This window comes from Thaumasiovibrio subtropicus, from assembly GCF_019703835.1.
Classification (GTDB): domain Bacteria; phylum Pseudomonadota; class Gammaproteobacteria; order Enterobacterales; family Vibrionaceae; genus Thaumasiovibrio; species Thaumasiovibrio subtropicus.
This window is the reverse complement of record NZ_AP023055.1, coordinates 1,586,336-1,607,536: the sequence shown is the minus strand read 5'-3', so window position 1 is coordinate 1,607,536 and position 21,201 is coordinate 1,586,336. Positions and strand designations below refer to the sequence as shown.

Below are 21,201 nucleotides of genomic sequence, written 5' to 3'. Positions count from 1 at the left end.
GGGTGATCTATTTAAAGCAGCGTTCAGCCCAACGCGCTAGCCCTGCGGTGACAGACCCGAAGAAATCGCCACCAACGATTTTTGCGTCAGGGAGTTGATTGGCGATCCGTGCTCGTAAGAGAGGGGAGCGAGCGCTACCACCAGTAATGAACACCGTATCTGGCGTGACCGCTGATTGTTTAACGGCTTCCTCAATTAATGCGATGATCTTGTCAATACTGCCATCAATTGCCGCGAGGAACTCGTCCTGAGTGCAAGTTAAACCCAGTTGCTCATCGTTGAAGTGTATTGTCTTTTTAATGGACGGCTCACCACTCAATGCGATTTTCATGAGTTCGGCTTCCCGGACGACGTGATAGCCTAGCCGTTGTTGCTGAAGATTCAGTAGTCGAGGAAGTTCATTATTGTCATCGACATTGCGGATCATGTCGGTGATTGCCCGCGCGTTAGTTCGAGCATAGAAGTCACCTTGAGCAACAACATTATTAATCGCCACTGGGTTCCAAAATTGACTAACAGGTAAGGCTAAACCGCGTTTATCTCGGTGGTTTTTTCCAAATAGAGGCATGATTTTTTGGTACGCGGTAGCAATGTCAAGGTCGTTGCCACCTACGCGGAGCCCTGTATGGGCCAGCAAGCTATCACTTCGTTCGGTTTTATCTCGCCATTTGGGACCCATTTCAATCATCGAGCAGTCGGTCGTTCCTCCGCCAATATCGACGACTAAAACACGTTGGTTGGTTGTCAGTTGATGTTCGAACTCGATGCCAGCGGCAACGGGTTCGTATTGAAAGGCGATCGATTTAAACCCCGCGCGTGTTGCCGCGCTGTTTAAAATAGACTGGGCCTGATGATTCGCTTTCTCGCCACCGATACCTTGGAAATTAACGGGTCGACCTATAACAACATCGCGAATCTCTTTTTGTAAAACCGCTTCGCCTTTTTGCTTTATGTTGGCCATCATCGCGCAGACTAAATCTTCGAAGAGGGCAATTTGGCTCTCTTGCAATCCACTCGCACCTAAAAAGGACTTTGGGCTTTTTACAAAGTAGGTCTCTTCAGGATCTGCGAGATAGTGATTGAGCGCGTTTTCTCCGAACAGTAACGATTGGTGATCAATGTCGATCCCCTCATCGCGATTGAACGTTATTGCACGCCGAAGTAATTGCTCTCCTGCCTTAGATAATGGATTAATGTCATAAAGCCTAAATAGTACTTCACTGACAGACTCTCGATTCGGCGCGGCAAGCGAAGAAGCAATATAGGGTTGTTCATTCTCGATTGGGAGTAATTGAGGTTGCCCATTCATCATTGTCGCGATCGCACAATTCGCGGTGCCATAATCAAATCCAATGTACATTGTTTACTCCTAGGCGAGACAAAAAGGCGGGCTAGTTTACGTAACTCGGGGCCTTTTTCAAGTCGAGAGCGTGAGAAAGTCTATCTCTCATGGTTTTGGACTGCTTACCCGTAAACGGTTGACTGTGTATCAGAGACTAAAGGGGTGTGATGCCGGTGATTGTTAATGGAGAATTCGAAGAAAGGCAACTATATTCATACCATTATGAGATAAGTTAAGCGGTGGTGTGGCTATATGAGAATACTGTTTCTGCTGTTGCTCTTCTTTAGTATCCCGTCGGTGGCTGAAGAACCTATCCGCGATTATCGCGATCATCCTAATTTCAATTCTATCGCTCTGTTTGCGGGCACATCGGATTACAAAGATAGCCTTAATGTCTCTGATCCCAGTTTTGTTGCCGTTGAGGGCTATAGCCATTTGATAGAGCGCTATTACATGACCGTGAATGGTCGCCATAGCTACTTTGATGACACAACAACCCAGTTGACGAGAAACTATCTCAATATTGGCGTGGGCACGTATTACGCATTGGGCTTGAGTACAGACTTGGTTGCTGAAGCTAGCGCGGTGGTCGTTGATGCTAATGTCGGTGACCGAGAGGTGGGCGCGAGCGCGAAAATAGGTGTGTGGGCCGCATTTGGCCCTGAGCTCGATTTAAAAGCAACGCTTGGCGGGGTTTCTGTGGATGACGACACCTATTCTCAAGCGGATGTCACCCTTTTTCGCCATTTTAATCGCACATTTTCGGCGGGGTTTATGGTCAACGTAACGAAAGATTGGCAGTTCTATGGTTTGGGGATGCGATATGATGTTCTGTTCTAGAGGCGTGGACTTGCGCTTAAACGCGGCGTGGTTGATTGGTTTATTGTGTGTTATGGGTGGAGTACAAGCAAAGACGTACACTCTCTATTTAGATGCGGATCGTACTGGTCATAGTGAGTCAGCGTTGGCAATAGAGTATGGGATGCGGGTGGCATTCGATGAGGTCAATAATCAGATAAATGGTGATAAGTTTGAGTTTGTGACCCTCGACCACCGTGGAAACAGTGCGCGCAGCAAGCACCATATGAATTTGTATGATAAAGATAAGAATGCGCTTGCCTATGTGGGCGGACTTCACTCGCCGCCGTTGATTAAGTACCGAGATTTTATCAACCAAGCCGAAATCTTAACCTTAGTGCCTTGGGCGGCAGGTGGACCAATAACACGCTACCCTTCAGAGGAAAATTGGGTATTTCGCCTTTCCGTTGACGATCGAAAAGCGGGTGAGCGTTTGGCGAAAGCCGCGCTGGGCGATGCGCAGTGTAAAAAGCCAGCCTTATTATTGGAAGAGACGCCTTGGGGGCAGTCTAATCAGTTAAATATTTCTAAGGCGTTACTGAGTGCTGGCCATGGTACGCCCGAGGTGGCTTGGTTCAACTGGGGGATCAATGATGCTGCTGCTCGAACACGCGTAAATACACTGTTAGATAAGCAGGCAGATTGCATCATAATGGTGGCGAATGCGATGGAAGGAAGCCGAATTATTAATGCTGTCGCGTCATTACCAGTAGAGAGCCGCGTACCGATCATTAGCCATTGGGGGATCACTGGCGGAGATATGTCAGGTATCGCCCAGACCGTGAACAGTGAGTCGTTAACGCTTCACTTCATACAAACCTGTTTCTCTTTTTTGAGTGAGTCGCAGTCAGCGCTTTCTCGTCAAGTGTATTCACGCGCGGTGACCCTATTTGATGAAGTTACCTCTGACCCCGCATCATTGGATGCACCTACCGGGTTTATTCACGGGTATGATCTTGGCAAAGTCTTCATTTCGGCAGTGGCGCAGGCCGATCTCTCCGGTGATATTGACGTCGATCGTCGACGCGTACGCCTAAGTATGGAGGCGCTGACCGATCCTATAGACGGGCTAATTAAAACCTATCGTACTCCTTTTACTGCTTATTCTGAACAAAACCCCGACGCCCATGAAGCGTTGGGTGTCGACGACCTTTGTATGGCATCGCTGGGTCCCAAGGGTGAAATTCGTTTAATTGAGGATAAATAAGGATGCAATGGCTGAATCGTCTCACAGCCAAGCAGCTATTCTTCGGACTCTTGGTTTTTAATGCGGCTGTATTAATGCTTGTTGGGCTTAATGTTATTCGCTTTCAAAGTGGATTTTCGATTGAAAGGTTCCAAGAAGAGTCGATTGATATGGAAGTCAGCGCCGTTCGCTCATTGATGGAAAGTCATGTGAGTGATAGCCGGGAGTTTGCGAGACTCGTTGCGTCCAGTGATATCTCTGCCAACCTTGTGATGGGGAGTATGGTGGAAGAGCGGCGGGTAAAAGATTTCTTCGATCAATCTTCTGTGTTTGCCCGTCGCCCTGATCTTGCCTACGTGAATGTTGCGGAAGAAATCGTTTTTTCAGAGTATCAGTTGGATCTGTCTGAAGAGGCATTTCTCTCGGAAGTTCAAGCAATACTCGGCCAACAAAAGCGTGAAGCGGCATTACTTTGGGAACAGCAGGGGCGACAGTATCTCTATTTTTTCTATGGCGTCGAATATAACAATTACGTCGAAGGTGTCGTGCTGACCAGACAAGTCTTTGACGCAGAAAGTGTCTTCCGTTTTGTTACTGAGAAGGAAACGCGCTCGGTGGAAGGCGCACCTCAAAACCAATCTGAGTATGCGGTGAGAAGTGATCATCCAGACTGGGATTACCATCAATTGGTGCTTTCAAACGGCAAGGTCACACTGATTTACGGCATTGATAAGGCGGTATTGCAAGCGCAATCCGATGGGCTGATCTCCTCATTAACGTTCGCACTGCTGGTCGCCATCTTGATTTCTGCCGCGATGATTTTTTGGATGGGACAGCGTTGGGTGATCCGCCCATTTGCGGAACTTGCGCGCTCTGAATCGGCACTGTCTGAAACATCAAGTCAACTGGCGTCTCAGGAGGTCGAGTTGACGATGCTAGCCAATGTTGCTCGTCATGCCAAAGATACTGTCATTGTGACGGACAAAGAGGGGCATCTCTCATGGGCAAATGCGTCTTTTGTTAGTTTGACTGGGTATCAGGTTGATGAAGTACTCGGTAAAAAGCCAGGGAGTATTTTACAAGGCCGTGATACTGACTATCGAGAGGTCGATCGAATTCGACAAGCCATTGCTCGTCGTGAATCTATTCGTGCTGAACTGCTTAATTACAGTAAATCTGGCGAGGCGTACTGGATTGAAATTGAAGTCTCTCCTGTGCTGAATGCGGAGGGAGAGCTCGATAGTTTTATCGCGGTGGAGCGAGATATCTCCGCGCAAAAAGAAGTCCAACAACAGCTCGAGGAAGCGTTAGCGAAAGCCAATGAAGCCAGTGAAGCAAAATCAACGTTTCTTGCTGGCATTAGCCATGAAATTCGTACGCCAATGAACGGGGTATTAGGTATTGTCCAATTGCTTAAAACAACATCCCTATCAGACCGTCAAGAGCAGTATGTCGATAACCTCTATGACTCCGTTAACCACATGACATCTGTTTTAAATCAAGTAATTGATTACGCCAAAATTGAAGATGAAAGCCTGAATGTGTTTTTAGAAGAGTTTGCTGCCAGGGAAGTGACTAATTTCATTGAATATAACTTGAACTTGTTGTGTCGACGAAAAGGTTTGAGGGCGCAGTTTGATAGCTATCTACCCCCTGATGCGCATTATGTCTCTGATAAAATTCGGGTTAACCAAGTGGTTTTGAACATCATCAGTAATGCAACCAAGTTTACACAAGATGGCAGTATCTCCGTGGTTGTCGATGAAGTATCAAAGGATGATGGGCATTACCTGCGATTTGTCGTGACGGACACAGGAGAAGGGATGAACAGTTTTTATCTTAACGCCTTAATGAACGACGACGGTGCAGAAAGCTTGGGCGCACAGCAAAAAGACCTTGGCCTAGGTTTAGCGATAGTGAAGGCGTTGACGCGCCTCTTGAAAGGAAATATTCAAGTGAGCTCTGCGCTTGAAGAAGGGACGGTGTTTACCGTGGAACTCGCGGTAGAGCCGGTTGAACCCAAATTAGCGGCTGAGTCCGAGATGAAAGAAGTCAGGGGCTTCAACGCCCAAGGTAAGAGTTTACTGATTGTTGAAAGCGATCGCGTCAATGCGGAAGTGATGGCGGAGTTACTCGAGGCGAGAGGGTTTCGAGCCGTTATTGCCTCTACTGGCGAAGAAGCAATGAACCTCATTTATACCTATCCATTTTCGTTAGTGATTGTCGATAGTCATCTTAGCGATACACAAGGTAAGCGCATTGTAGAACGGATTCGAAAGCTGGATAGCCACATGCGAGACGTATTGATCATCGGATACACATCGGATGCGCAACATAATATGGAGCAGCGTTTGTTGAATGCGGGATGTGAAGCGGTACTTGTGAAACCTTTTCAGACAACCCAAGTCGATGATCTGTTACGTCAATTTGAATCCCAATTGAATCGACATCAAGATGAGTAAAAACGGCTCACTCAACAGTATGAGCCGTTTATTTACACTTACTTCGCCGGTTCAACTTCGCGTTGGCTAGGGGAAACCAGTTTGTAGCTCATGATACCGATGACGATGGCCTTTATAATCATCATCTGTGCGTTGCCATAGTAAGCAAACATGCCGACGAAGCCAGAAATCAGCATCAAGAGACGGTAGCGATCAAGTTGCTTCATGCTAAGCGCTGCGACGATCAAGCCGAGATCCATAAACTGCAAGCCAACCGATAAAGTTGGATTAGCGATGAAATTGCTCACCGCAAAGTAGATGATGTACAAGATGCCGCACCCCATAAGGGCAGCTGTGAAATCAAGTACGCGCTTACTTGTACTGGTGAAGTCTTTGCAGTAGCGGTAAGTATTGATCACGCCAACTGAGAGGTTAAGAATGAGCTTAGGCCACCATCCCATTAAAATGGACCAGACAATATCGTTACCGGCAGAGCCAAAAGAGGCGTAGCGAGTAAAGCGCATAGAGTTGAAGATGGTGATGGAGATGTAAAAGGCGACGGATGTCCAACCAAGGACTTCTTTTATGATTTCTAACAAGGGCTTATCTCAAACTTAACGAATTAAAATGTTGTGTTACGCTTAATAACTGGAATGTTAAATTGCATTTTTTGGTTAGCGCGGCAGATTATATCTCTGCTTTTGGGGCTCGACAAACACAATTGACTTAAATCTTGAAGTTGAATGCGAGTGGGTGGGCTGCATGAAGAGCGTGCGGATAGGGTGCTGAATAAGCATGATGAGAGTGTCTGAGTGGAGAGATGACAAACTTTCAGGTGACGATTGGCTTTTACCGCGTACCAAGCGTATATTCTGCGTCTGAACGCAACAAAATGAGTAAAGTAACATGTTGAATGACGCAGATTTGATTGATTCACTTGAAGCGCTAGAGCACTTTTTACTGGCTGTTGAAAATGGCGGCCTTGGATTAAAAGGTGTGGCGGGTGTCGCACTAGCAACGAGCAATAGTGATGGTCGACGTTTCATCGCCGTATTGGACGATAACCACCAGTTATTGTTGGGTAAATATGTGACAGAAGAGGTGTTTCAGAAAGGGCAAGATATGGTCCGTCATGGTCCACAAACGAAGCACTAGCTATAAGACAGCCCCCCAGAAGGGGCTGTGAGCCATTCTTCGCAACCATTTCGTGCGAGTAAGTATCGAACGTCTGTTTCACTGTCGATTGCGACGCATCTCCAAATCATCTCACTGCCAAATTTTGTAGTGAGGCTTATGATTTATTCAATGGATGAGGAGAGGTGAAAATGAATGCGCATAGTCTTATGGGGTGCACTGATGTTGGCGAGCACAGCGTTTGCAAATCCGGTAGAAGATCAACTGACAGCCAGGCAAGCGCAGCTCGAACGATTGAGCACTGAACTCGAAGAATTGGAGTTTGAAGTAACGCAAGCTAGAAAGCTGCTTGAAGAGCAAAGAAAGCAATCTTTAGCGAGCAAGGAAGAGCTTCAAGCGCTTATTGATACCTACGCTGCGATGCTAAAGGAGCAAAGCGGCGCAGATCTGCCAGCGTTGTAGCTCAGTCTGCGCGGTGTGAAAAAGGCTGTTGTTATCGGCCTCTTGTTTGATTCAGAGAGTTGAATTCAGAGCGAAAGTTACTCGCGACCGTATACGTTGTTTTCTTGCTCTTGTACTCGGATAAACGTCGTGCGCTTGGTGAGCTCTTTAAGCTTTGCTGCGCCGACATAGGTGCAGGTTGAGCGCACGCCTCCCATGATGTCTTGAATGGTATTTTCGACAGGACCACGGTAAGGCAAAAGTACGGTTTTTCCTTCAGCGGCACGGTATTTCGCGACACCTCCGGAATGCTTGTCCATCGCGCTCTGAGATGACATACCATAGAATTGCATGAAGGTTTCACCATTTTTCTCGATAAGCTCGCCGCCACTTTCTTCGTGACCCGCTAACATACCGCCAAGCATCACGAAGTCAGCGCCACCACCGAAAGCTTTGGCAACGTCACCAGCACAAGTGCAGCCACCATCACCAATGATTCGACCGCCCATACCGTGTGCGGCATCTGCACATTCTATAATGGCGGATAGTTGTGGGTAACCAACACCTGTTTTTACCCGAGTCGTGCAAACAGAACCAGGACCAATACCGACTTTGACAATATCTGCACCAGCTAGAATGAGTTCTTCTACCATATCGCCAGTAACAACATTACCAGCACTGATGACTTTATTTGGAAAGGCTGAGCGAACTTTTTGAACGTATTCAACGAGATGCTCAGAGTAACCATTGGCAATATCAATACAGATAAACAATAGCTCGTCGCTGAGCGCCATAATATCTTGTGTCTTTTTGAAATCGGCTTCAGACGTTCCTGTAGACACCATTACATTTCTAAGGGTGTTCGCATCACTGGTTGTGACAAAGTTTGCCCAATCATCAACCGTGTAATGTTTGTGTACAGCAGTGATAACATTGTGACGCGCAAGTGCTTGCGCCATGGCAAAGCTACCGACAGAATCCATATTGGCAGCAATAATGGGTACCCCAGACCATTGACGACCACTGTGCTTGAATGTAAAATCGCGGGTTAATTCAACCTGAGACCGGCTTTTTAAAGTTGAACGTTTTGGACGAAATAGGACATCTTTAAAACCTAGTTTCAGGTCTTGTTCGATACGCATAGTGTTTCCTTATCTTATCGAATGTGCAATTTTTCAACACCTTTGGCAGAAGGCGAGAAATTGCAGGCACAAAAAAACCGGAGCGTTGGCAGACGCTCCGGTTTTCAGCATTATAGGCAGTGAAATATTTTTGGCAAGCAGTAAAACGCGCTTTTATGGCGTATTTCTTAGCTTAAAGGTAATCATTCATCGTGAAACCTCCTCTGGAAACTGGGCTTGTCAGCCTTTCACTCCCTTTTCTCTTCATTCTCCAAGTTTTATGGCGTAGTAAGGCATGCGTAAGAAAGTAAAACGCCTTTTTCCCATCGATTATTATGGACAAGATGGGCGATGGCAGTTTGCAGTGAGGGCAGAAAAGCCTGATGAAGTATTAGACGCAAAGTACTGGCAATCAGAGATCTCGTGTAATCGCGATAAGTACGATCTATTAAGAATTGCAGTTGCGCGATTTACCTACCAAGTTGGGTACCAAGGAGAAGATTCTTATGAAGATCTTCGTGTAAAAATGATGGGGCCGGTTGTTACAGTTGCAAAGCTAAACGCGCTTTATAAGAAGTGATCAACCGCGTCATGTTCGATATGCCTCTCTTGTGGCGTGCTCTCTATGCTTCATGACGCTCGCCACTGACGGTTTCTCCATCCTGTCATCAAACATTCCCGTTTTCTATCTAGACAAAGCTATCAGCCTTTGTGTTATTTCATTGGCTTCTTTCCACTGCGATTTTCTGGCTACCAAGTATGCGATCTCACCCAATTTCGTCGTCATGAGAGTGCGAGGCAGACGATAAAAAGGTTGCAATGATTCAAAATTAATTGAACCTACTTCACAAAAAGCGCACTCGATAAACATTTCCTGTCTGAATCAATTCACAAGTTATAGTGGTGATCTGAATCACTAATATGACTTTTCAAACTTACATCCAATGCCAAGTTTTATTCGACTTTAGTCTAGGGTCGAACGTCTAAAACAAGACATATGGGCTGAAAGTCACATTTATAGCGCCTTCTCACATCCGCATAAAAATGAATCAATTTGCAACCTGCCTTCTGTGATTCAATTACCTTTACTTTTTGTTGGGTTAATTTTGACTCAAAAATTAAATTCAAAAATGCACCAATATTGACCCCTTTTTCACCAAAATAGAGCGCAAAGTATCTTTCATGACGATTATCTTGGCTGAGTGCTTACAGGGTTAGTAAGGCTTTTTGTGAATACTTATTCATTTAAACTGAATCATGTATGGTTTGTTGGTTTTTTTGAGTAGAAGTATTAAATGTTGGCATGACCAATGCTTGATACGGATTAGTCATCATTTTGTTGTGTAATCGATACATTTATTATTAGTCTGTATGTGCTTTTGGTATTGGGGTGACTGTGAATGTAAGCGGGTTGATTAAGATATACATCTATGTTCTTATCACTCTATTGAAACAAATCAGTCATCAAAATGACTTTTTAGTCCTAAAGAATAAATAATTATACAGGGCTGGCTTTTTATGCCTTAACTGAATTAAATTTCATAACAATAATGTCAGTCATATTGGCCTAGGTATTGGACAACAATGGGAAGGAGTCCGGAAATGAAGAAAGTAGCGTTAGTGACAGGTGCAAAAGGTGGTATTGGTTCTGCGATTACAAAAGGCCTCGTAGAAGAAGGTTATCGCGTAGTTGCCGCTTTTTCTCCTGGTAACGAAGCGTGTGCGCAAGACTGGTTTGCTGAAAACAACTATACAGCAGACCAAGTACGTATGCTCGCGCTCGACGTCACTGATACTGAAATGTGCAAGAGTGCTTTGTTGCAACTTACACAAGAAGAAGGTTCGGTAGATGTGCTAGTCAACAATGCGGGTATCACTCGTGATTCAGTGTTTAAGCGCATGGAAGCGAATCAATGGACGGACGTCATTAACACCAACCTCAACAGTCTTTTCAATGTAACCCAGCCTCTCTTTGCTGCAATGTGTGAGAAAGGTAATGGTCGCATCATCAATATCAGCTCGGTAAACGGCGTAAAAGGGCAGTTTGGTCAAGCTAACTATTCAGCCGCTAAAGCAGGAATGATTGGCTTTACTAAAGCACTCGCGTTCGAAGGTGCAAAATCTGGCACGACCGTCAACGCGATTGCGCCGGGTTACACCGCGACACCTATGGTTGAAGCCATTCGCCCTGAGGTGCTCGAGTCGATTAAAGCTGAGATCCCAATGAAACGTCTAGCGACGCCTGAAGAAATTGCTGGTGCTGTGATTTATTTGGCAAGCGATGTGGGTGGTTACATTACAGGTGAAACGCTGTCGCTGAATGGCGGCTTGTACATGCAATAAGTTTTTTAAGGGAAGGAAAAGATGTCCAAAGTTTATATCGTTGCGGCAAAACGCACGCCTTTAGGTAGTTTTAGTGGCGCACTGAAAACAGTGCCTGCTGCCCAACTTGCAGCAACTGCTGTAAAAGCGGCTCTTGCGGCAGGCAACGTACCTAAAGATGCTGTTGATGAACTCATTTTAGGTAATGTTGTTGGCGCGGCACAAGGAATGGGGCCAGGTCGTCAAGCGGCGATTTTCTCAGAGCTACCTGAAGAAGTGCCAGCTTATAGCTTAAACATGGTGTGTGGTAGCGGCATGAAAGCGGTAATGGATGCTGCCGCACATATCAAAGCGGGTGATGCAGACCTTGTCGTTGCCGCAGGCGCTGAGAATATGTCGCAAATTCCATTTGCTGTTCCAGGTTCGATTCGCGATGGTCAAAAAATGGGTTCACTAGAGCTTACTGACTTGCTAATCAACGATGGTTTGACCGACGTATTTAACGAATACCACATGGGTTTGACGGCAGAAAACGTTGTTGCTGAAGTGGGTTTGACCCGCGAGCAGCAAGATGCATTCGCTCTGGCAAGCCAGCAAAAAGCTGTGGCGGCGATTGAAGCTGGTCGTTTCAAAGATGAAATCGAACCAGTGGAAGTGAAGACACGCAAAGGTGTTGTCGTTGTTGATACCGATGAGTACCCCAAAGCGGATGCATCTGCAGAAGGGCTTGCGAAATTGCGCCCGGCCTTTAAAAAGGATGGCAGCGTCACCGCGGGTAACGCGTCAGGCATCAATGATGGGGCCAGCGTTATCATTGTGGCTTCAGAAGCCGCTGTCGAAAAGCACAACTTAAAGCCAATTGCTGAAGTGACAAGTTATGCGCAAGCAGGCTTAGATCCAAAGATCATGGGCTTAGGTCCTGTTCCTGCTGTGACTAAAGCATTGTCAAAAGCAGATCTCTCTATTCAAGACATTGGTCTGTTTGAGCTAAATGAAGCTTTTGCGGGTCAAGCTTTGGGTGTTGCTCATCAACTTTGCGAACAACACGACACAGATCTTGATGCGCTTTTAGAGCGTTCTAATGTCAACGGTGGTGCGATTGCACTAGGACATCCTTTGGGTGCGTCTGGTAACCGTATCATTGTAAGCCTTATCCATGAGATGCGCCGTCGTGGGACGGAATATGGCGTTGCATCTTTATGTGTTGGTGGCGGTATGGGTACCGCTATCGTCCTTAAAGCAGTTTAACGAAACAAAAACCAATATTAATTCAATCCTTATAGGAGTCGCATCATGTACACGGAAATGTTCAAAACACTATCTGACCAAACTGAAAAAACACTAGCACCTTACGTTAAGTTCAACAAACTCTTCACTAAAAACATCGAAGAGATCACTGAGCTTCAACTGTCTGCGCTACGTTCTTACAGTGATCTTGGTCTATCTCAGCTTAAAGCTGCGAGTGAAGTGAAAGATATGCAAACGCTAACTTCTTTCAACGGCTCTCAACTAGAAGCGTTGACTAAGCTTTCTCAGCAAATGATCGATGACAGCAACAAGTTGTCTTCAATCGCTCAAGAGTTCAAAGCTGACGTTGATGCACTAGTCGCTGAAAACGTGAAAGAAGTTACTCCAGCTTAATGGCCTTAACCGCCTGCATTCTCTCTATACAGAGAGAGTTCAGGCGGTTTTTTGTTTATCTCTAAGAGGTCATTGTTATGAACCAGAATTTCTTTGCGGATTACTTTGCCAAACTCCAGGAAGTAAACCAGCAATGGTGGAAGGAACTGGATTCTGGTAAAGCAGCAATTAATTCCCCTCTCAATAAAGCGCTGAATGAACTCAATTTTGATGATACAGCGAAACTGTTTGAGCAAGCTGCAAACCAGCCATCTAGCCTCGTTAAAGTGCAAATGGACTGGTGGGAACGTCAGCTACAAATCTGGCAAAACGTCGCTATTCCCTCTAAGAATAATGAGCCTGTAGTCAAAGAAGAGCGTGGCGATAAGCGCTTTGTCGACGAAGCATGGCAGGAAGAAGCGATCTTCAACTTCATCAAGCAATCGTACTTGCTGTTTGGTGAGACGGTACAAAAAACCATCGATTCAGTTGAAGGCTTGGATGACAAAGCGAAGGAGCGTTTGAGCTTTTTCTCTCGACAAGCGATCAATGCGATGTCACCAAGCAACTTTATCAATACTAACCCTGAACTTTTTAAACTGACCATGGAAAGCAATGGTCAAAACTTAGTGAAGGGTATGGAACTGCTGCAAGAAGACATGCAAGCGAGTTCAGATGTATTGAAAATTCGAATGACCAACAGTAATGCGTTCAAAATTGGTCAGGATATTGCGAATACGGAAGGTAGCGTTGTATTCAAAAATGAACTGTTTGAGCTTATTCAATATAAGGCAAAAACAGACAAAGTGAACAAAACGCCTATCCTTGTAGTGCCTCCATTTATCAATAAATACTACATCTTGGATCTTCGTGAGAAGAACTCGATGATGCGTTGGTTGGTTGAACAGGGTCATACTGTATTCCTAATGTCATGGCGTAATCCCGATCGTTCAATGGCTAAGGTTGACTTCGAAGATTACGTTCTTGATGGCGTTGTAAAAGCGGTTGACGTTGTTGAAGCGGTAACAGGTGAGAAGCAGATGAACGCGGTGGGTTACTGCATTGGCGGTACGCTCCTTGCGACAACAACTGCTTACTACGCCGCACGCCGTATGCGTCAGCGTTTCAAATCAACAACTTATTTCACAACTATTCTTGATTTTGCCCAACCCGGTGAAATTGGAGCATATGTGAATGAGCAGTTGGTTAGCGCAATGGAAGCGCAAAACAACCTGAAAGGCTATCTCGATGGTCGTTCGTTGAGCGTGACTTTCTCCTTGTTGCGTGAAAACAGCCTGTATTGGAACTACTACATCGATAATTACCTGAAAGGTAATAGCCCTGTCGATTTTGATCTCTTGTATTGGAACAGCGACAGTACGAACGTTACTGCGGCATGTCACAACACATTGCTGCGTCGTTTGTACCTAGAAAACTCGCTGGTGCAAAAACAAGGTATCAAAGTGGGTGGTGTTTGGATTGATTTAGAGAAAATTAAGACGCCGTCTTACTTTATTTCAACCAAAGACGACCATATCGCCCTTTGGGAAGGTACCTACCGAGGTGCTCAGAACATTAGTGGCGATACGACGTTTGTGTTGGGTGAATCAGGCCATATAGCTGGTATTGTGAATCACCCTGCAAAGAACAAGTACGGTTATTACATTGCTGACAAGATGGCAGACGATGCGCAAACTTGGCTTGATGGCGCGACTCACCACGAAGGTTCATGGTGGACACACTGGAATGAGTGGTTGGCGAAATTTAGTCCGAAAGAGCAAATCGATGCGTTGGAAGCCGGCTCGGAGGCTTACCCTGTAATAGGTCCTGCACCTGGCGTTTATGTTCAACAAACACTGCCAATCAAAGAATCTGTTGAAGAAGCGGTTGTCGTTGAAAGTGCCGAAGCATAAATTTGTTGAGGCAGAGTAAAAAAAGCTGACTGAGAAGTCAGCTTTTTCTTTTAGTAAAACTGAGTTCGCCGTTTTTGTCTCGCCAGATCCCCTTGGCGGCTTTCCATGAAGTGAGTCGGGTATTTTCTGAACAAAGCCAAGATCTTTGTCTTAATTTCCAGATAGTAGGCTATAACTATAGTTATGTTTCTCTCTTTCTTGACGCCATGGATCTCTTTAACGGCATTACGCTTAAATCAAAGATAAAACTGATGGTTGTGATCCCACTGATCATTAGTGCGGTCACGGTTGGTCGGTTCCTAGAAGAGCAGTATAACGAGCTGCGATCTCTTTTTAACGTTCATCAAAGATACGAGACGTTTAGTCACTATTCATCTTTGCTTGAAGAGCTACGAGCGCTTCGTCTTCGTCTTGCTATCAGTGGTCTTGATGTTGCTCAACAACAATCTGTTGCCACTGACATGCAACGGGTTTTTAGAGACTTTCCTTTAGTCGAGGACAGTGCGTTAAGGGAGCTTAATGCGCTGATGGAGGAGATGCACGCGTGGTTAGATGTCGAGGTGAGTGACGATCTTTATGATCGCCTTGATTGGTTAACTGCAGTCAATGGGTGGATGATTAGCTTCCTGCGCCGTATAGAGCAATTGCCTTTTGAAGTAGATAACGAGCAGTTAAGAGAAGGCATTAGTGCTTATCAACAACTACTTTGGCTACAAGAGTATGCAAGCCAAGAGCATGCCTTTTTAAGCTTCGCGATGCACCCAGATCACGACAGAATGATGTTTCGCGATGACTTGATGAAATCGGTGACGTTGCAGCAAGTCTACGTGGATGATTATGTTCAGCTCTATGCAAGTGAACAACAAACGGAGCGTTTGTTAAACGTCTTTACCCGCCCTGCATTTGTTGAAGGGTTGGCATTGAGAAATGAAGTGCTATTTGGAGATGGCAAAGCAGAGTGGCGGTATTGGCAAAATGATGCCAATCAGCGTATGCAGTTGTTGGCTGGTGTCATTGACTCAGTGAAATTGGATATCACCCACCAAGCACGAACCGCTTATTACGAAGAACGTAGCCGCTTTATCTTCAGCGTATTGTCACTCATTCTGTTATTTGTGTTTATGTCCGCGTTAGGCGTGGCCTTAGCGCGTCGACTGGTCCGTTCCATACATGATGTTGAATCGACAATGAAGTCGATTGAGCACAGCAAAGATTATAGTTTGCGCGTACCGATGACAGGAAAAGATGAGTTTTCTCATTTGGCGCAAACCTTGAACACTTTGATTGAGGAACGGCATATCTCTGAGACTCAGTTAATTTATGCCAAAGAGGATGCCGAGAAAGCCAACAAGGCAAAGAGTATTTTTCTAGCCAACATGTCTCATGAGATCCGTACGCCATTGAATGGGATCATTGGTATGTCTAACATTTTGGTGGATACCGAGCTTAACCCTAATCAGATGGAATACCTTGAAACCATCAAGAGCTCTTCCAACGCCTTGTTATCGATTATCAATGATGTCCTTGAAGTCTCTAAAATTGAAGCGGGTGGCGTTACCATTAACCCGATTGAGTGTCATATAGAAAAGCTCTGCTACGATGTTGCTGCCATTATTGCCACTAAAGCGGCCGAAAAACAGGTAATGTTCGAAGTGGATATTGATGAAACACTGCCTATGTTGCTATTGGCTGATGAACATCGAGTGAAGCAAATTCTCCTTAACTTACTGTCTAATGCCGTCAAATTTACAGAACAGGGACATGTCATGTTGACGGTGAGTGGCGAGCGCACCGAAGTGGGAACCTATAAAGCACGCTTTGCCGTTGAAGACTCAGGTATTGGTATTGATGAAGCCCAAATCACAAATATTTTTAAACCGTTTAAACAAGAAGATGATTCGACAACGCGTCGATTCGGCGGCACGGGGTTAGGGCTGAGTATCTGCCGGCAGCTTGCAGAGTTGATGGATGGGCAAATGCAAGTTGAGAGCATTAAGGGTCAAGGCAGCACCTTTTCATTCTGTGTCGAACTACCGATAAGTCGAGAGCAAAAAGATTTCGTTCCCGCGCATAGTGCGAGTGTGGTCATCGTTGATGACAATGAGCTGAGTGCGAGTTTAACTGAGCGAGAATGTCGGCGTTTGAAGTTACAGGTTCAGCGCTTTCATCAAGTAAAAACAGCACTCGATTTTCTTGGGACATTGCAAGCAGATAATCAACTCGGTGTGATCTTGCTGCGCTATCAAACAGCGCTGTCTCAGGAAATGGTTGAACAGCTAACACAACATGCCCCAGTGGTGTTGCTCACCAATTATAGTGAACAAGTACACCTAAATGGCGGCTATAAAGTTGTTCACACCTTGCCTGTTCGTGGGCCTAAACTTCGTCAGATTATGTCCAGCTTGATTAACGATACCTTTGCAGAGTATTCGGGCGTAAAACGTGAGGAGAAACAAGAACGATTATATAGCGGTGATTTATTGCTTGTAGAAGATAATGTTGTAAATATGAAAGTGGCCAAAACGGTATTATCAAAGGCTGGATTCAACGTGCATACCGCCGAAGATGGCAAACAAGCGATTGATGTCTGGTTGCAGAACAGTATCGACTTGGTGCTGATGGATTGCATGATGCCCATCATGGATGGCTTTGAAGCAACACGTCAAATTCGCGCGATCGAAAACCAGCTCCAGAATGCACGTGTGCCCATTATTGCCTTGACAGCAAGTGTTCTCGATGAAGATATTCGTAGCTGCTACCAAGCAGGAATGGATGGCTATGTGCCAAAGCCTTTTGAGAATCAGCAATTGCTGAGTACCATCGAAAAGCATTTGTCGACACCGGAGGCCGAACAAGAAGAGGCATAGGCAAGAAAACACCGACTTGGCGAACCGCTTCTGAGAGAAAGTCAGTGTTTTAACGGTCAGTGTTGTCATGTAAAGATTGTTGTTTCCGAGACATAAAAAAACACCTTCCATCAGGAAGGTGTTTCAAATTGGATTACTGATTTGAATTATGCAGTCTGTGCAACTAACTCTTCAGAGTTTACTGGCTTAATAACCAATGCAAGCACGACACATACCGCCATCATTGCTGCAGAAATGCTGTAAGCCATGTTGAAGTTACCTGTGGTATCAACAACAATCGCTGCGATGATTGGGCCAATAACGCCACTGATACCCCATGCCGTGTAAAGCACACCGAAGTTTGTGCCGTAGTTCTTCAGGCCGTAGAAGTCAGTGGTTAGCGATGGGAATACAGCAAGCAGTGTACCGTAACCAACGCCTGCTAGCGCGGCACCCACCATCATCATGATGCTTGAGTCGTAAGTGGCAAAAAGCACCATGTTCAAACCTTGCAGTGCGAAAGCGATAAGTAGGGTGCGGATACCACCAATCTTATCTGACAAGATGCCCATGACAACGCGGCCACCTGTGTTGAAGATAGCGAGAATACCAACAAGGTAAGCGGCTTCTTCAATTTGCGCTTGAATGCCAGCAATAGAGGTGATGTTACCAATTACCATCAAACCTGCAGCAGAAGAGAATGCAAACATTACCCACATCATGTAGAACTGAGGTGTTTTCAGCATTTGACGCCATGTCGCATTCGCTACAGGCTTGTTAGCCGCTGCAGCAGTTTGGTTTTTTGGTGCTTCTGGGGTGTAATCCGCTGGTGGGTTAATAATCGTAGAAGCAGCAGGCACTGCGATAAGCAGTACACCGGCACCAAGTACAATAAACGCTGTGCTAATGCTGTAGTCTTCGATTAACCATGACGTGATCGGCGCAAGGTAAAGAGAGGCGAGGCCAAAACCACCAGCGATAAGACCGTTAACGAGGCCTTTCTTCGATGGGTGGAACCACTTCATTGCCGAAGGACTTAGACACGCGTAGCCGAAACCAATACCTGTACCTGTTACGACACCAAAGGTGATGGTCAGTAGCATAACGCTATCGCTTAAACCTGATAGCAACATACCTAGGCCTGTCAACACAGTACCAACTTGTAACACGCGGCGAGGACCAACGCGGTCTTGAAGGACACCAGCAACGAGCAGAGACAGAGCAAAGACTACAATCGCTGTTGTGTAAGGAAGTGATGCATCTGCATTTGACCAACCGTAGTCAATTACCAGTGCTTTTTTCATTACACTCCATGCATAGAGGATACCCATACATAGGTTCACTATGATACCAGCGACAAGAATGCGCATAGCTTTGTCGAATTTCATTAATCTCAATCTCTACAGTCAACGGCAACGCGTGCAGTGCAGGTTGGTGCCTTCAAAATGGAAAAGAACTGCTTCAAATATTCTTAAGAAGATTCAAAACATTTAGTAAAAGTTTGTCTGGGCGCGGATTGTACCAAAAAATTGTAAGAAAAAAAGAAAAGAATTGGGCTTGCTGACTTTTTATTGTACAAACTGATTTACATCAATGGTTTTACTGCTAAGTTGGTGTTGTAACGCCATGAAAGTATAGAGTTTATCTATGAATTTTGACTTTTTTAACTTCGTGTTTACATTCTCGTTTTGGCAAAGTTATTCACAGGAGTAATAGAAAATGCGTACGACTTTGTTACTTAGTTTGTTACTTTTTAGCCATGGCACGTTGGCTGCGGTTCAACTTCCGGAATCGCCGCCACCCAAGCATTTGCCAGAAGTTGAGCAGCCACAATTGTTACCACAGCGAACTCGGCCTGAAATCAGCATTGATGCGCGTAGGCTGGGTGAGCGCGCTTGCTACTATGAGGATAAGCAGTACTCATTGGGCTCCGTACTACAAGTTGGGGATGTTCTACTCGAATGCATCGAGGAAAAGTCGTTTGAGACCAACGGAAAGCTAAGGTGGCAGCGGTTGAGTGAATAATCGATTCACATTTGCTAGACTCAGCGCGCTTTTACGCTAGGGTTTGCCTAGCGACGTTCTTACATCTCGAAGTAGTGGATTATCTATGTTTGATTTCTCGCAGTTACATCCGAGTCTGGCGCAACAATTGAAGACGTTGGGCTATCACACATCAACACCAGTTCAAGCTGAGGCGATACCCGCCGTACTTGAAGGAGGAGATGTGATGGCAGGCGCGCAAACAGGCACAGGTAAGACAGCCGCCTTTGCGCTGCCGTTACTTCATAAACTGCTAACAGAGAGTGTAGAGCAGCCATCGTCGCCTCGCGTGATGGTTGTTGTCCCCACTCGCGAGCTTGCTCAACAGGTTCTCGATAAGATCATTGCTTATGCCGCGCTAACCCCCCTGCGTTGTGTGGCACTATATGGTGGCGTCAGTATTAAACCGCAAGTCGCACGTTTAGCGTCAGGTGTGGACGTGATTGTTGGCACACCGGGAAGGCTATTGGATCACCTCTATAACAAGACCTTCAACCCCGATCAAATCCAGACGTTAGTGATGGATGAAGCAGATCGGATGTTAGATATGGGATTTATGCCAGACATAAAAAAACTGTTAACGCGCCTGCCGCCACAACGCCAAACGCTCTTTTTCTCTGCGACGTATCCCAAGCAAGTGATGAATCTCGCCTATAAGTTGTTATCGTCACCGACCCATATCAATATCGATGCGCCAAATAGTGCGGCGCACACTGTCGAGCAACGCGTACACCCTGTAGATAGACGTAAAAAACGCGAGTTGCTGTCTTTTTTAATTGGCAGTCGAAATTTGCAACAGGTGTTAGTTTTTACAAAAACACGCCAGTCTGCTGAAGCGTTAGTGAAAGAGTTAAAGCTAGATGGTTTGGTCGCTGAAGCGATCCATGGTGAGCGTACCCAAGCAGCCAGAAATCGGGCCCTAGAGGGATTCAAAAATGGCGATGTTCGTGTACTCGTTGCAACCGATGTTGCAGCCCGAGGTATTGATATTCCGCAGCTTGCTTGCGTATTTAATTACGAGCTCCCTCACCAACTGGAAGATTACGTCCATCGCATCGGGCGAACAGGGCGGGCGGGTCAAAATGGCTTGGCGATTTCATTAGTCAGCCTTGAAGAAGAGGGAATGTTACAAGCGATTGAAACCTTGTTGGATAGCCGTATTTCTCAAGAGTGGATTTCTGGATATGAACCAGATCTGACTGCGGAAGTTGAGCACCGTCAAAAGCGAGGTGGTCGTGGTGGCGATAAGCGGCGTTTAAAAAAACAGCTCGCCAAAAAAGCGGGATTTAAACGACGTTGAATATCGACAACCAATAAAATAAAGGATGTGCAAAGCACATCCTTTATTTTTTTGTTGTTAAGTGCGTCGAAAACTAATTACAACAGCTCGCTTCTCGCTCAGGGCGCGCGCCCATTTGATAAAGTTTTTCGAGTGCATCGGTTATCAAGTGTTGGTTTGCTGCACCGGTTGTCGTCAATACAGTACGCGTCCATTCGGGTAAGTTCGGTGACAACTGATAGAAAACCCACTGGCCTTTGCGTTCATCTTGCAATAGGCCACATTGACGAAGTTGAGCGAGGTGACGAGAGATTTTAGGTTGGCTAATTGCAAGCGCCTCAGTGAGTTCGCAAACGCAAAGGGTCTTTTCCGCTTGAATCAATAAAATGCACTTGAGACGCGTTAAATCGCTAAGACATTTGTAGAAAGTCACTGGATCCATAAATCACCATGAGGAAAAATTAAGTGAGCCAAGCATAAGTTATCGGAACGATAAGTCAAGTATGCCTCTTGCGTCAGAAATGCGGGATGAAGACGAACGTTATACTTAATTTCGTATATTCCTATATTAATGACATGCTCAATGTATGCTTTTTTGATTATTTTGTAATTAACTGAGCTCTCAGTTTCCTTAATGCATGTGCATTAAGTATGT

18 protein-coding genes are annotated in these 21,201 nt (G+C 45.5%); 13 read left to right on the top strand and 5 right to left on the bottom strand.

All coding sequences use genetic code 11. The features are described 5' to 3' along the window. Positions 1-7: 7 nt before the first annotated feature. Complete coding sequence (yegD, locus tag TSUB_RS23475; RefSeq protein ID WP_087024897.1) at positions 8-1,360, bottom strand: molecular chaperone; 1,353 nt, start codon at positions 1,358-1,360, stop codon at positions 8-10. A 234-nt stretch (positions 1,361-1,594) separates the two neighbouring features. On the opposite strand from yegD, the gene TSUB_RS23470 reads away from it, so the two are divergent. Genes TSUB_RS23470 through TSUB_RS23460 form a run of 3 tightly spaced genes read left to right on the top strand, consistent with a single transcriptional unit; the run spans position 1,595 to position 5,848 of the window. Next, complete coding sequence (locus TSUB_RS23470; RefSeq protein WP_087024899.1) at positions 1,595-2,182, top strand: hypothetical protein; 588 nt, start codon at positions 1,595-1,597, stop codon at positions 2,180-2,182. After that, complete coding sequence (locus tag TSUB_RS23465; RefSeq protein WP_246616491.1) at positions 2,166-3,407, top strand: ABC transporter substrate-binding protein; 1,242 nt, start codon at positions 2,166-2,168, stop codon at positions 3,405-3,407. The genes TSUB_RS23470 and TSUB_RS23465 overlap by 17 nt, the downstream gene beginning before the upstream one ends. A gap of 2 nt (positions 3,408-3,409) precedes the next feature. Further along, positions 3,410-5,848: a PAS domain-containing hybrid sensor histidine kinase/response regulator gene (locus TSUB_RS23460; RefSeq protein WP_087024901.1), complete on the top strand. Its 2,439-nt coding sequence runs from the start codon at positions 3,410-3,412 to the stop codon at positions 5,846-5,848. A gap of 38 nt (positions 5,849-5,886) precedes the next feature. Here the strand turns inward: TSUB_RS23460 and TSUB_RS23455 are convergent, their stop codons facing one another. Then, positions 5,887-6,426, bottom strand: coding sequence for a hypothetical protein (locus TSUB_RS23455; protein WP_087024903.1), 540 nt, complete (start codon positions 6,424-6,426; stop codon positions 5,887-5,889). A 307-nt stretch (positions 6,427-6,733) separates the two neighbouring features. Here TSUB_RS23455 and TSUB_RS23450 point away from each other — a divergent pair, with 307 nt between their 5' ends. After that, positions 6,734-6,982, top strand: coding sequence for a hypothetical protein (locus TSUB_RS23450; RefSeq protein ID WP_087024905.1), 249 nt, complete (start codon positions 6,734-6,736; stop codon positions 6,980-6,982). Positions 6,983-7,156: 174 nt separating this feature from the next. Further along, entirely contained in the window at positions 7,157-7,423 is a 267-nt protein-coding gene (locus TSUB_RS23445) for a hypothetical protein (protein WP_087024907.1), read from the top strand. A 77-nt stretch (positions 7,424-7,500) separates the two neighbouring features. Here the strand turns inward: TSUB_RS23445 and TSUB_RS23440 are convergent, their stop codons facing one another. Continuing rightward, positions 7,501-8,544 (bottom strand): GMP reductase, encoded by a 1,044-nt coding sequence (locus tag TSUB_RS23440; RefSeq protein WP_087024908.1) that lies wholly within the window; start codon positions 8,542-8,544, stop codon positions 7,501-7,503. A 274-nt stretch (positions 8,545-8,818) separates the two neighbouring features. Between TSUB_RS23440 and TSUB_RS23435 the strand changes: the two genes are divergently transcribed. The 6 genes from TSUB_RS23435 (at position 8,819) to TSUB_RS23410 (ending at position 17,245) form a co-directional block, all read left to right on the top strand. After that, positions 8,819-9,103 carry a hypothetical protein gene (locus TSUB_RS23435; protein WP_087024910.1) on the top strand — a complete coding sequence of 95 codons (285 nt, stop codon included), beginning with the start codon at positions 8,819-8,821 and terminating at the stop codon, positions 9,101-9,103. A 1,022-nt stretch (positions 9,104-10,125) separates the two neighbouring features. Next, positions 10,126-10,866, top strand: a complete 741-nt coding sequence (locus TSUB_RS23430; RefSeq protein WP_087024964.1) for an SDR family oxidoreductase — start codon at positions 10,126-10,128, stop codon at positions 10,864-10,866. A 21-nt stretch (positions 10,867-10,887) separates the two neighbouring features. After that, positions 10,888-12,093, top strand: a complete 1,206-nt coding sequence (locus tag TSUB_RS23425) for an acetyl-CoA C-acetyltransferase (RefSeq protein ID WP_087024966.1) — start codon at positions 10,888-10,890, stop codon at positions 12,091-12,093. 45 nt (positions 12,094-12,138) lie between these two features. Further along, positions 12,139-12,486 (top strand): phasin family protein, encoded by a 348-nt coding sequence (locus TSUB_RS23420; protein WP_087024967.1) that lies wholly within the window; start codon positions 12,139-12,141, stop codon positions 12,484-12,486. Between the two features lie 77 nt (positions 12,487-12,563). Next, positions 12,564-14,378 carry a class I poly(R)-hydroxyalkanoic acid synthase gene (phaC, locus tag TSUB_RS23415; protein ID WP_087024969.1) on the top strand — a complete coding sequence of 605 codons (1,815 nt, stop codon included), beginning with the start codon at positions 12,564-12,566 and terminating at the stop codon, positions 14,376-14,378. Positions 14,379-14,452: 74 nt separating this feature from the next. Beyond that, positions 14,453-17,245, top strand: a complete 2,793-nt coding sequence (locus TSUB_RS23410; protein WP_087024971.1) for a response regulator — start codon at positions 14,453-14,455, stop codon at positions 17,243-17,245. A 146-nt stretch (positions 17,246-17,391) separates the two neighbouring features. Here TSUB_RS23410 and TSUB_RS23405 read toward each other — a convergent pair whose 3' ends face one another. Continuing rightward, positions 17,392-18,612, bottom strand: coding sequence for an L-lactate MFS transporter (locus TSUB_RS23405; RefSeq protein ID WP_246616490.1), 1,221 nt, complete (start codon positions 18,610-18,612; stop codon positions 17,392-17,394). Positions 18,613-18,943: 331 nt separating this feature from the next. Here TSUB_RS23405 and TSUB_RS23400 point away from each other — a divergent pair, with 331 nt between their 5' ends. Together TSUB_RS23400 and TSUB_RS23395 are read left to right on the top strand one after the other, a co-directional pair. After that, on the top strand, positions 18,944-19,249 hold the full coding sequence (locus TSUB_RS23400; protein WP_087024973.1) for a DUF1496 domain-containing protein: 306 nt from the start codon (positions 18,944-18,946) through the stop codon (positions 19,247-19,249). A gap of 85 nt (positions 19,250-19,334) precedes the next feature. After that, positions 19,335-20,567, top strand: coding sequence for a DEAD/DEAH box helicase (locus TSUB_RS23395; RefSeq protein WP_221274614.1), 1,233 nt, complete (start codon positions 19,335-19,337; stop codon positions 20,565-20,567). A 73-nt stretch (positions 20,568-20,640) separates the two neighbouring features. Here the strand turns inward: TSUB_RS23395 and TSUB_RS23390 are convergent, their stop codons facing one another. After that, positions 20,641-20,988, bottom strand: coding sequence for a metalloregulator ArsR/SmtB family transcription factor (locus TSUB_RS23390; protein WP_087019533.1), 348 nt, complete (start codon positions 20,986-20,988; stop codon positions 20,641-20,643). Between the last annotated feature and the right edge of the window lie 213 nt (positions 20,989-21,201).